We start from the raw sequence: 11,310 nt of genomic DNA, 5'->3' as shown, positions 1-11,310 counted from the left end.
GAACTGCGCGACCAGCCACGGTGCAGCGGCACCGTGGAACGGCGGGCAAGTACCCCCAGGGGCGCGGGGAACTGCGCGACAAGCCAGAGCCGGCCGTCAGAGGAGGGCGAGGCAGCTACCCCGCAGGGGGGCGCGACCGCCCACCACCGGCGGGTGGTCCCTGGGCCGACAGGACAGGGGCACCCGGGGGGGCAGGGGCGGGATCAGAGGGTGCGGGTGGGCCAGTCGAGGAGGCGGGCGCCAAGGGCCGCGGTTTCGAGGGTGTAGCGCTGGAGCGCGTCGTCCGGGTCGAACCCGGTGAGAGAGGCGATGCGTTCGAGCCGGTAGGACAGCGCGCGCACGCTGAGGTCGAGCCGGCGCGCAGCCTCCGCGTTGACGTAACCGGCGGCGGCGTACACGGAGATGGTCTCGACGAGCGGCTGAGCGCCGCCGCGGGCGTGGAGGAGCGGACCGAGCACGGTGCGGACCAGGTCGGACATCGCGGCGCGGTCGCGCATGAGGACGGGGAAGACCAGCAGGTCCGTGGAGTTGAGCACGGACGCGGTCAGGCCCAGCCGGTCCGCGAGGTCGAGCGCGCTGAGCGCCTCCTCGTAGGAGCGCACCACTCCGGCGGCGCCGCTGTGCGGGCGGCTGATGGCCACCCGCCCGGCGGCGGCGAGCTTGACGAAGGCGTCGAGGGCGGGCCGCTGCTCGGTGGGGGCCACGCAGACCAGCCGGCCGTCCTTCGACGCGATGAGCAGGTCGTGGTCGCCGAAGCGCCCGGCGAGCTCGCGCTCGACGCGGTGCAGCAGCGGGTGCGTCTCGTGGTACGGCTCGTCGGCGGGCGGCGCGGCGACGGCGACGACATGGCGGTCGGCCAGCCGCAGGCCGAAGCCCTCGGCCTGCTCGGCGATCCGGCCGGGATCGCTGCGGCCGTAGAGGAGGTCGTCGATGAACGTCCGGCGAGCCGCCTCGGCACGGCGCACCGCGTGCCGCTGGGCCCGTGCGTGCCCCTCGGCGAGGGCCGCGATCCCCGTCTCCAGCGCGGCCAGTACGGCGCCGCCGACCTGGCGCAGCTCGCCCGCGTCGCGCGCCGCGGCCACGCCCGGCAGGTGCGGCCAGGCGCGTCGGGCCTCGGCGAGGTGGACGGCGGTCAGTTCACGCAGCCCGAACCCGGAGTCGGCGGCGTGTTCGCCGAGTACGCGGCGGCTCTCCCGCTCCGCGCGGGTGAGGGTGCGGCAGCTGCGGGATATCTCGGCCAGCGTCTCGGGGAAGCCGGCCACGAACTCCGGGGGTACGGCGCCGTCGCCCGTCGCGTGCCCGGTCCGACCCGCGCGCCCCGAACCGCCTGGGTGCCCCGGCCCGTCCCCGCTGCCGTGCCCCGTGCTCGTACCCGCCCCCGACGACACAACAGGCCCCCTCGCTTCGCTTCCCGTACCCGGACGTCCTGAACGTACCAAGACTGCCGGGTCCCGGAAGCGGGGGGCCTGTCACGGGCGCGGGGACCTGCCGGAGCGCGCGGGGCGCGTCCGGTGCCGGCGCCGTGCTCCGCCGCCGGCGGTCACGGCCTGGGGTGCGCCCGCACCCCGGGCCGCTACTTCACCGAGCCGGTCGCGGGCTCCTGCGTCTGCGCCTCGTTGGCCGTCACCACGTCGCTGGGGGTGATCGCGTCGGGCGCCGGGGTGGTGGAGGCGTGCGGCGTGGCGCCGGCGGGCGTCGCGTCGTCGCTCTTCATCGCCTTCGCCTCGGACTTCAGGATGCGCATCGACTTGCCGAGACCGCGGGCGGCCTCAGGCAGCTTCTTGGAACCGAACAGCACGATGACGACGATCGCCACCACGATCAGGTGCCACGGCTCCAACCCGTTTCGCAACATGGGATGATCCTCGTTTCGTTATGGCCGACTCACAGCTCTCTAGTGTCGCATTGTCACCCGGCCACCGTTGCCGACGGCTACCCGGGTACTCAAAGCATGCGCAAAAAGCTGGTGAACGGGAAGACCCAGCCCCCCTTGTCCCGCGTGCCGGACACCCTCACCCCACCCCGCCACCCCCGCTCCGACCTGCGCGGAAGCGCTCGTACGCGACCGGACGGCGGGTTTCCGCAACGGCGGCGAGCGGCGCCGCGAATCCGCCCCAATCGGACAGGTCGGGGCCGGGCGAGGCGGCCGTCCGGCGGAGCGGAGGGCCGGGCGAGGCCGGGGCTGCGGCTCGTAGCGCCGGTCCAGGTCAGGCCGTCAGCCGTGTCCCGGGCAGCCGGTCGGCCGGTCGGCCGGTCCGGGTCAGCCCGTCAGCCGGTCCTGGGGCGGCGGGTCGGCCCGTCCAGGTCAGCCCTTCAGAGCGGTCAGGCGGTCAGGCGGTCAGGCGGTCAGGCGGTCAGGCGGTCAGCGGAGCGTCGCGACCGTCAGCAGGACCGCGCTGTCCTCCAGCGCCTCCAGGCCGTGCCGGGCGTGCGGAAGCACCAGCAGGTCCCCGGCCATCGCCTCCCAGACGTCGCCGCCGCAGGTCAGCCGGACCCGGCCGCGCAGCACCTGCAGCGTCGACTCCCCCTGGGTCTCGTGGTCGGCCAGAGAGGTGTGCGCGGTCATCGCGATGAGGGTCTGGCGCAGCGCCTGCTCGTGGCCACCGTAGAGGGTCTCCGCGCTGCGGCCGGTGGAAGCCTCGGCGGCCTGGCGGAGATGTTCGCGTACCTGGGCGTCCAGGGAGAATTTACGCATTCCCCGAGTCTGGCAGCGGCGGGGACCGGCGCCCCGCAACGCCATGCCGACGGCGCGGGGCGGGCGGCCGGCGGGCGGGTTCGGGACGCGGGTGCGGGATGCGGTCCGGGATGTGGGTCCGGCCGCGACACAGGTGCCCCCGTTCGCGGAAGGTGGGCTTCCACGCACACCCGCAGCGGCCGAACCCGACTCCGTCATCATGCGGAAGGGCGCCAACCGACCGCTAACATATGGCTAACGTTTCGTCCCCACAGCGTCGGCCGTCCCCTCGGTTCCGACCCGGTGCCGCGTCGTCGCGCGCCACGGTGGACGTCCGGCGGGCGCACCCGGCGGCCGACCCGGGTACGGCAGCGGGCGGTCCACCGCCCAGGAGCCACCGCCCCGAGGACACGCGCGACGGCACGGAACGCGGCGAAGGCACGCGCGAGGTGGCGCGACATCGGCGTCCGGCGCCGCGGGCGCGTTCGCGACTGATCCGGCCAGGGAGGCCCACGGATGCGGTTCGGCCTGCTCGGCACCGTCACGGTCGTCGCCGGCGGCGACCCGGGCGGCGGCATGAGCGGGAGCACGGGCGCAGACGCGGGCGGTGACACGGGCCAGGGCCTGCCCCGGCCGGTCGGGTCGGCGAAGGTCCGCGCACTGCTCGCCGCGCTGCTGGCCACCCCCGGCCGCGCCGTGCCGCTGCACCACCTCAAGTCCGCGCTGTGGGGCGACGCCCCGCCCATCACCGCCACCGCGTCGCTCCACAACCACGTGGCCAGGCTGCGCCGGGTGCTGCACGAGGAGGGCCGGGACGTCTCCCGGCTGCGCGCCGCGCCGCCCGGTTACGTCCTGGACGTGGCCGACGACGAGGACGAGTTCGACGTCTGGATCTTCCTCGGCCACCACGCGGCCGCCCGCACCGCGCACCGCGCCGGGGACTGGGCGTCGGTGCTCGCCGAGTGCGGGGCCGCGCTGGCGCTGTGGCGCGGCGACCCGCTGTCGGACGTACCGCTGAGCTCCGACGCGCTGCGGGCGCTCGCCGCGCACCTCACCGAGGCCCGGCTGCTCACCATGGAGTGGCGCTTCGACGCGGAGCTGGCACTCGGCCGGCACCAGGGCATGGCCGCGGAGCTGGCCGGGCTGGCCGCCGCGCACCCGCTGCGCGAGACCTTCCACCGGCAGCTCATGCTCACGCTGCACCGCACCCACCGGCAGGCCGAGGCACTCGCGGTCTACCACGGGCTGCGCCGCACCCTGGTGGACGAGTTGGGCGTGGAGCCGGACTCCGCGGTGCAGGCCACCTACCAGGAGATCCTGGCCGAGCCGGCGCAGACCCGGGCCGCGCCCGCTGCCCCGGCCGGCGAGCCCGCCGAGGCCACCGGTGGCGGTACGGGCGTGGTCGGCGGGGTCGGCGCGGTCGCCGGGGTGACCGTCCCGGGTACGGGCCGGGGCTCCTCCGGCGGCGCGACCACCGACGCGGCCGACGGCACCGCGGGACCCGGGGGCGTGCCCACGGTGCCCGGCCCGCCCGCGCGCCCGCCCGCGCGCCAGGCCGGGGCGTCCGGACCGCCCGGCACCGTCGCCGCGACGCCAGGCGGCGCCGTATCCGTGTCCGAACCCACGCGCGCGTCCGCGCCCGTGCTGCCGGTACCCGTGCCCGTGCCCGGATGGGACCGGTCGGCGCCGGAGCAGGCCGGTGCCGGGCGCACGTCCTCGCGGCCCGGGCAGGACCGCGCCGCGCACCGTACCGAGGGCTCGGGTGACACCGGTGAAGGGCCCGGGGGCGGCGACGGCGACCGTCCCGGGGCGCACGACCGGCCCGCGGCCCCCGTCCGGGCGGCGGCCTCGGCGGGGCTCCCGCCCGCTGCCCGCCGCCGCCCCGCACCGGCCCAACTTCCCGCCGACACGCCGGACTTCACCGGCCGCGCCGCCGAACTCGACACGCTGCTGGCCGCGTTGCGGGGCGGTGCGGACCACCGCGGCCCGCGGGTGGCGGTGGTCTCCGGGATGGGCGGGGTCGGCAAGACCGCGCTCGCGGTGCGCGCCGCCCACCTGCTGCGGGCCGAGTTCCCCGACGGCCAGCTCTACGCCGATCTGCGCGGGTTCGGCGCCGGTGGCGCCCGCAGTCCCGCCGACCTGCTGGCCCGCTTCCTCGGCGACCTCGGCGCGGACGGCCAGCCGCTGCCCGAAGACCCGGACGACCGGGCGGTGTTGTGGCGTGACGCGCTGCACGGCCGGCGCGTGCTGCTGATGCTGGACAACGCGGGCGACGCGGCGCAGGTGGTGCCGCTGCTGCCGGGCGGCGGCGACATCGCGGTGGTCGTCACCAGCCGCCGCACCCTCGGCGAACTGCCCGGCGCCGCGCGGCTGGCGTTGGAGCCGCTCTCCGCCCAGGAGCAGCGGGAGTTGCTGGTCGCGCTCTGCGGCAGGCAGCGGGTGGCGGCCGAACCCGAGGCGGCGGCGGGGGTGTTGGCCGCGTGCGGCGGGCTGCCGCTGGCGCTGCGGATCGCCGGCGCCCGGATGGCGGCCCGCCCCAACTGGCCGCTGACCGCGCTCGCCGAACGCCTCGACGGCCCGGGCGGCTCCCGGCTGCACGCCCTTTCCACCGGCGGCCTCGCGGTCCAGGACACCTTCGCGATGAGCTATGTCGCGATGCGGGACGGCCTGCTCGCCGCGGACCGCGCGGCTGCCCGCGCGTTCCGGACGCTGGGGGTCTGGCCCGGGCACGGGCTGGACCCGTCGGCGGCCGCGGCGCTGCTCGGCCGGACGTCCGCCGGCGCCGCCGACGACGTCCTCGAAGCGCTCGTCGACGCGCACCTGCTGGAGGCGCCGCAGCCGGGCCGGTACAGCTTCCACGACCTGGTCGGCGAGTACGCCGCGGTCTGCGCGCTCGCCGAACTCACCGCGGCGGAACGCCGGGCCGCGCTGCGCAGGATCACCGTCTGGTACGCCGCCACCGTCGCCGCCTCGCTGGCCGTACTCGCCCCCGAGGGGCACCCGTTGCCGCCGCTCGACGAGCAACCGGCGCTGCCCGTGGTCGAGTTCACCAGCGACGAGGAGGCGCTGCGCTGGTGCGTGCGCGAACTGCCCGCGATCAAGGAGGTGATCGCCACCGCGATCACCCAGGGCTGGCCGGAGATCGCCTGGCGTACCGCGGCCGGGCTGTTCGGCTACGCGCAGGCGTACTGGTGGACCGGCGAGTGGACCGCCTGCCTGGAGGAGGCGATGGCTTGCGTCACCGCGCACGGCGACGTCCTCGGGCAGGCGTGGATGCACAGCAGGCTCGGCGTCGCGCACGGCATGGCCGAGCGGTACGACGTGAGCCTCGGCCATCTGCACGTCGCCCGCGCGCGCTTCGAGGCGGCCGGCGACCAGCGCGGGGTGGCCGCGATCCTCACCAACCTCACCGCCCTGCACCGCGGCACCGGCGAGTACGGCCTCGCGCTGGAGTACGGCCACCGGTCGCTCGAACTGCACCGCTCGCTGGGCGACTTCGACCGGGTGGCCACGGTGCTGGGCAACCTCGGCGACACCCACCTGTACGCGGGCGACCCGGTGGCCGCCGAGGAGTGCTTCCGTGACGCGCTCGCGGCCTGGCGCACCCGCGGCTCGATGGTCAGCATCGCCCGCACCCTGACCAGTCTCGGCGAGGCCCGGCTCGCCCGGGGCCGTCCCGCCGAGGCGGTCGACGCTCTCGAGGAGACGCTCGCCCTGCTCGACCGGCTCGGCGACCGCGCCACCGCGGCGGACGTCCTGGAGGTCCTCGGCCGCGCGCACCTGGCCCGCGGCGACCGCGCCGCGGCCCGCGCGTGCTGGGAGGAGTCGCTGGGCCTCGCCCGGGCGCACCGGCTGCCGGCGGAGGAGGAGGCCGCGCTGCGCGGCCTGGCCGGACTCGACACGGAGTAGGGTCCGGCGGCCGGTCCTACGGGTGGTACCGCTCGGCGACCGTGTCGGCACCGCCGGACGTGCGGTCCAGGGTGACCCGGACGGTCACGCTGCTCATCTTCGCGGCCTTCTCCAGCTGGCTCTCGGTGCACTTCGTGGTGCCGTAGTCGTCGCTGCCGATGGTCACGTTGCCGTCGGGGCCCGAGCAGATCGCGGCCGCGCCGAGGATCGTCGTCGCGTTGGAGACGTAGAACGCCTGATCCGTGCCGCCGCCTTGCGGCTTGACGATCAGCTTGCCGGGCGCGAGGTACTCCAGGGTGCCGACGACGGTGTGCGCGTTGTCCGCGTCGCCGCCACCGCTGCCGCTGCCGGTGGCGGGGGACGGCGACGGGCAACTGCCGGTCTGCTCACCGATGCTGTTGATCTCGGCGTTGGACCGCGGATCGCCCGCGTAGTCGATCCGGTCGGTGCACTTCTCCCCCGCGTTCCCGGCGGTGCTCGTCCCCGACGGCGCGGCCTGGGTGGAGCCCTGGCCGCTCGTGGCGGTGGGCGGGGTGGTGGCCTGCGTGGCACCCGTGGCGACCGGCGACGTGGTGGACGAACCGTCGGCGGAGTTCCCGTTGTCAGGTCCGCACGCGGTCAACGCCAGCCCCGCGGCCACGAGCACGGCAGTGGACAGACCCCAACGAGCGGCCCTGGTACGCATGTTGTTCCTCTTTCCCTCTCGACGCTGTCGTCCGCCGCGGTGGTGACGGGTTCGATCCCGCCCCCGGACGGGGCGACCACCCGCGGACATGACGACCTTGACATGGACAACTTCCCAAGTCAGCGCCTGTTACAGCTCCGTGGCGCAACGCCACACGCGTCACGACAATCATCACAGGAAGATCGCCAACGGCCGCGCCGGGCCGCTCGGACGGAGCACGCAAGGGGGCCCGGGACAGAAAGGAGCCCGGGCGCGGGGAACGGGCCCGCGCCCGGGCCGACGTGCCGGAGCGGAACGGTCAGACCTGCATCTCCGCCGGCACCGCGGCCAGCGCCTCCTGGATCGCGGCGACCAGCGTGCGCGCGGACTCCGCGGTCAGCTCCAACGCCACCCGCGCGGAGGGCCCCTTGACCGGATCGGCGAAGTCGACGTTCAGGGTGTGCTCGGCCATCGCGTGGACCGGGTGGTCGAAGTAGACGGTCACGTCGGTGACGTGGAACCACGGGCTGCCGGGACCCTTGGCGCTGCCGTCGACGACGTCCTTGACGGTGGTGTAGGTGCACATGGTCGGGTCAGCTCCGCTCGCCGCCGGCGAGGTGCCGGCCGTAGAACTCCTCGATCCGCTCCCAACCGTCGTTCGCCGCCGCGACGTTGTAGTTGGGGCGGTTCACCGCGAAGAAGCCGTGGCCGGCGCCCGGGTAGGTGTGGAACTCGAAGGCCTTGTCCGACTCGGTGAGCAGGCCGCCGAGTTCGGCGACCTCGGCCGGGCCGGGGTGGGTGTCCTCATCGCCGAAGAGGCCGAGCAGCGGCGCCCCCAGATCGGGGAGCCGGTCCACGAGGCTGGTGACCTTCATCGGGGAGCCCTCGGGCACCGGGCCGATGACGAAGGCGCCGTAGCAGTCCACCACCGCGTCCACGTCCGTGGCGCAGCCGGCGAGCACGGCCTGGCGGCCGCCCGAACAGTGCCCGATGACACCGACCTTGCCGTTGGAGGTGGGCAGCGCCCGCAGATAGGCGGCGGCGCCGGCCACGTCGCCGATCAGCCGCTCGTCGGGCACACCGCCCTGCGCACGGGCCACGGCCGCCGCGTCGTCGGGGGCCGCGCCGGGGGCCTCTCGCGTGTAGAGGTTGGGGCAGACCGCGTCGTAGCCCGACTCGGCGAAGCGGCGGACCATCTCCTTCGTCTGCCGGTCGTATCCGGGCATGTGGTGGATGACGACGACACCGCCGCGGCGGGCGTCGCCCTCCGGACGGGCGAGGTACGCCTCGATCGCGTCGCCGCCGTGACCGGCGAGGGAGACGGTGGTCGCGGTCAACGAGCCGGTGGAAGGTCCGGGGAGGGAATCGCTCATGGGCGTCAGCTATACCATAAGGCTGGACTGATCAGTTTATACTGAAGATCATGTCATCAACCGGCGGTCCTCCGACCGCGACCCCAGCACAGGAGCCGCCGCCGGACCCGCCGCCGGACCCGCCGCCGCACCCGGCATCGGCCCTGACACCGGCTCAGAGTCCGGACCCGGCCCCCGCCGAGGCGCCGCCCGGCGGCCCGGCCCGTATTGCCACGGACCTGCGGGCCGCGCTCGGCCCGCTGACCCGGCGGCTGCGCACCGTCAAGCCGGACGGTGAACTGACCTTGTCCCAGACCTCGGCGCTGGTGCTGCTGGACCGGGACGGCCCGGCCACCGCGTCGGAGCTGGCCGCGCGCGAGGGGATCAGGCCGCAGTCGATGTGCACGATCGTCGGGGTGCTGGCCGAACGCGGCCTGGTCTCCCGCGCGCAGGACCCGCACGACGGCCGCCGGATCGTCGTATCGCTCACCGACAGCGGCCGCGACGGCCTGCACGGCGCCCGCCGCGAACGGGCCCGCCGGCTCACCCTCGCCATCGGCGAGGAACTGAGCCCGCGCGAGCAGGAGCAGTTGGCGGCCGCGATCCCCCTGCTGGAAAGGATCACCCGACGTGTCTGAGCAGCCGCCGTCCGGCAGTTCCCCCGGGGGGCCCGGCCGAGGTCCGGGCGACGGTGCGGGAGGGGCCGCGGGAGGGGCCGCGGGAGGCGGAGCCGGCGATGGCGGGAGCGGCGGCGGTCGGAGCGGCGGCGGTCGGAGCGGCGGCAGGGGCGGCCGTCCCCGCGGTCCCGGCGGCAGCACGGCCGCCACCGTGACCGCCGAGCCGTCCGGCCCCATGGGTGAACGCCCCGACCGCTACAAGTGGGTGGCGCTGTCCAACACCAGCCTCGGAATGTTCATGGCGACGGTGGACGCGTCGATCGTCATCATCTCGATGCCCGCGATCTTCCGCGGCATCCACCTCGACCCGTTCGCAGCCGGGAACATCACCTACCTGCTGTGGATGATCATGGGCTACCTGCTGGTCACCGCGGTGCTCGTGGTGAGCCTCGGGCGGCTGGGCGACATCGTCGGCCGGGTGAAGATCTACAACCTCGGCTTCGTCATCTTCACGCTCGCCTCCATCGCGCTCTCCTTCGACCCGGCGCACGGCACGCACGGCGCGCTGTGGCTGATCTGCTGGCGGATCGTCCAGGCGCTGGGCGGCTCGATGCTGATGGCCAACTCCGCGGCGATCCTCACCGACGCCTTCCCGGCCAGCCAGCGCGGCATGGCCCTCGGCATCAACCAGATCTCGGCGCTGTCCGGGCAGTTCATCGGACTGGTGCTCGGCGGGCTGCTGTCCGCGTGGGACTGGCGCGCGGTGTTCTGGGTGAACGTCCCCGTCGGCATCTTCGGCACCATCTGGGCGTACCGCTCGCTGCGGGAGATCTCCGCGCGCAACCCGGCGAAGATCGACTGGTGGGGCAACCTCACCTTCGCGCTGGGCTGCGGGCTGATCCTCGTCTCCATCACCTACGGCATCCAGCCCTACGGCGGACACACCATGGGGTGGACCAGCCCCAAGGTGCTCACCGGGCTGATCGGCGGCGCCGTGCTGCTGGTCGTGTTCGGGCTGATCGAGACCCGGGTGAAGCAGCCGATGTTCACCCTCCGGCTCTTCCGCAACCGGAGTTTCGCCGCCGGGAACGCCGCCGCGCTGCTCGCCTCCATCGCCCGCGGCGGGCTCCAGTTCATGCTGATCATCTGGCTGCAGGGCATCTGGCTGCCGCTGCACGGCTACGCCTTCGAGGACGCGCCGCTGTGGGCGGGCATCTTCCTGCTGCCGCTGACCGCCGGGTTCCTGCTGGCCGGGCCGGTCTCCGGGACGCTCTCCGACCGGTTCGGAGTGCGCTGGTTCACCACCGGCGGGCTGCTGCTCTTCGGTGCCAGCTTCGTCGGTCTGCTCCTGCTGCCGATCGACTTCCCCTACTGGGCGTTCGCGCTGCTCATCCTGCTCAACGGGATGGGCTCGGGGATGTTCTCCGCGCCCAACACGTCCGCGATCATGTCGAGCGTGCCGGCCACGCACCGCGGGGCGGCCTCCGGGATGCGGTCCACGTTCCAGAACTCGGGGACGTCGCTGTCGATCGGCGTCTTCTTCTCGCTGCTGATCGTCGGGCTCGCGGACCGCCTGCCGAGCACGCTCCAGGCGGGGCTGCGGGCCCAGGGGGTACCGGCGGGGGTCGCCCACCACGCGGCGACGCTCCCACCGGTGTCCACGGTGTTCTCGGCGTTCCTCGGGGTGAACCCGGTCGAGACGCTGCTGAAGCCCTCCGGGACACTGGCGAAGCTGCCCGCGCACAACCGCGACGTCCTCACCGGGAAGGAGTTCTTCCCGAACCTCATCTCCTCGCCCTTCCACCACGGCCTGGTCATCGTCTTCGCGACCGCGGCCGGGATGTCCCTGCTCGCGGCCCTCGCCTCCGCGCTCCGCGGCACGCCGAGCAGCGCGGAGTAGCCGAAGCGGCGGGGAGCACCCCACTTCACTTCGGCGGGCGGCGCCCGACACCCGCCGCCCGCCGCTTGCCGCCCGCCGCTTGCCGCTTGCCGCCCGCGCGGCCCTAGACGAGTAGTTCCGATGTGGGTCGGTCAGTGGTCGTAGGCGATCAGTGAGCGGGTGATTGGTTGGCCTGTGGTGCGGTTGTGCCAGAT

Annotated in this window: 9 protein-coding genes; 3 read left to right on the top strand and 6 right to left on the bottom strand. The window is 74.7% G+C overall.

Features of this window, described 5'->3' with window-relative positions; all coding sequences use genetic code 11:
- Positions 1 to 203: 203 nt before the first annotated feature.
- From AB0399_RS33815 to AB0399_RS33805, 3 genes are all read right to left on the bottom strand, one after another.
- The gene (locus AB0399_RS33815; protein WP_366413888.1) at positions 204 to 1,262 is read right to left on the bottom strand and encodes a helix-turn-helix domain-containing protein; all 1,059 of its coding nucleotides are present in this window, start codon (positions 1,260 to 1,262) and stop codon (positions 204 to 206) included.
- A 311-nt stretch (positions 1,263 to 1,573) separates the two neighbouring features.
- A complete protein-coding gene (gene tatA / locus AB0399_RS33810; protein ID WP_329368053.1) occupies positions 1,574 to 1,855 on the bottom strand; it encodes a Sec-independent protein translocase subunit TatA in 282 nt (93 codons plus the stop codon).
- Positions 1,856 to 2,362: 507 nt separating this feature from the next.
- Complete coding sequence (locus AB0399_RS33805; RefSeq protein ID WP_366413887.1) at positions 2,363 to 2,695, bottom strand: cupin domain-containing protein; 333 nt, start codon at positions 2,693 to 2,695, stop codon at positions 2,363 to 2,365.
- A gap of 495 nt (positions 2,696 to 3,190) precedes the next feature.
- On the opposite strand from AB0399_RS33805, the gene AB0399_RS33800 reads away from it, so the two are divergent.
- Positions 3,191 to 6,583 carry a BTAD domain-containing putative transcriptional regulator gene (locus tag AB0399_RS33800; protein ID WP_366413886.1) on the top strand — a complete coding sequence of 1,131 codons (3,393 nt, stop codon included), beginning with the start codon at positions 3,191 to 3,193 and terminating at the stop codon, positions 6,581 to 6,583.
- A gap of 16 nt (positions 6,584 to 6,599) precedes the next feature.
- Here AB0399_RS33800 and AB0399_RS33795 read toward each other — a convergent pair whose 3' ends face one another.
- From AB0399_RS33795 to AB0399_RS33785, 3 genes are all read right to left on the bottom strand, one after another.
- The gene (locus AB0399_RS33795) at positions 6,600 to 7,268 is read right to left on the bottom strand and encodes a hypothetical protein (protein ID WP_366413885.1); all 669 of its coding nucleotides are present in this window, start codon (positions 7,266 to 7,268) and stop codon (positions 6,600 to 6,602) included.
- A 298-nt stretch (positions 7,269 to 7,566) separates the two neighbouring features.
- Entirely contained in the window at positions 7,567 to 7,833 is a 267-nt protein-coding gene (locus tag AB0399_RS33790) for a DUF6295 family protein (protein WP_366413884.1), read from the bottom strand.
- A 7-nt stretch (positions 7,834 to 7,840) separates the two neighbouring features.
- Positions 7,841 to 8,620 (bottom strand): dienelactone hydrolase family protein, encoded by a 780-nt coding sequence (locus AB0399_RS33785; protein ID WP_366413883.1) that lies wholly within the window; start codon positions 8,618 to 8,620, stop codon positions 7,841 to 7,843.
- A 50-nt stretch (positions 8,621 to 8,670) separates the two neighbouring features.
- Here AB0399_RS33785 and AB0399_RS33780 point away from each other — a divergent pair, with 50 nt between their 5' ends.
- Entirely contained in the window at positions 8,671 to 9,237 is a 567-nt protein-coding gene (locus AB0399_RS33780) for a MarR family transcriptional regulator (protein WP_366413882.1), read from the top strand.
- 214 nt (positions 9,238 to 9,451) lie between these two features.
- Entirely contained in the window at positions 9,452 to 11,116 is a 1,665-nt protein-coding gene (locus AB0399_RS33775) for an MFS transporter (protein WP_329368042.1), read from the top strand.
- Positions 11,117 to 11,310 lie beyond the last annotated feature (194 nt).

Origin of the sequence: Streptomyces sp. NPDC088194, from assembly GCF_040702025.1 — a bacterium.
GTDB lineage: Bacteria > Actinomycetota > Actinomycetes > Streptomycetales > Streptomycetaceae > Actinacidiphila.
The sequence above is the reverse complement of the archived record's forward strand: the minus strand, read 5'-3'. Positions and strand labels throughout refer to the sequence as shown.

What these genes read in the sequence shown, in the direction of transcription:
- tatA (WP_329368053.1), bottom strand. Translation starts at nt 1,855, where the DNA reads ATGTTGCGAAACGGGTTGGAGCCGTGGCACCTGATCGTGGTGGCGATC.
- AB0399_RS33805 (WP_366413887.1), bottom strand. Translation starts at nt 2,695, where the DNA reads ATGCGTAAATTCTCCCTGGACGCCCAGGTACGCGAACATCTCCGCCAG.
- AB0399_RS33800 (WP_366413886.1), top strand. Translation starts at nt 3,191, where the DNA reads ATGCGGTTCGGCCTGCTCGGCACCGTCACGGTCGTCGCCGGCGGCGAC.
- AB0399_RS33795 (WP_366413885.1), bottom strand. Translation starts at nt 7,268, where the DNA reads ATGCGTACCAGGGCCGCTCGTTGGGGTCTGTCCACTGCCGTGCTCGTG.
- AB0399_RS33790 (WP_366413884.1), bottom strand. Translation starts at nt 7,833, where the DNA reads ATGTGCACCTACACCACCGTCAAGGACGTCGTCGACGGCAGCGCCAAG.
- AB0399_RS33785 (WP_366413883.1), bottom strand. Translation starts at nt 8,620, where the DNA reads ATGAGCGATTCCCTCCCCGGACCTTCCACCGGCTCGTTGACCGCGACC.
- AB0399_RS33780 (WP_366413882.1), top strand. Translation starts at nt 8,671, where the DNA reads ATGTCATCAACCGGCGGTCCTCCGACCGCGACCCCAGCACAGGAGCCG.
- AB0399_RS33775 (WP_329368042.1), top strand. Translation starts at nt 9,452, where the DNA reads ATGGGTGAACGCCCCGACCGCTACAAGTGGGTGGCGCTGTCCAACACC.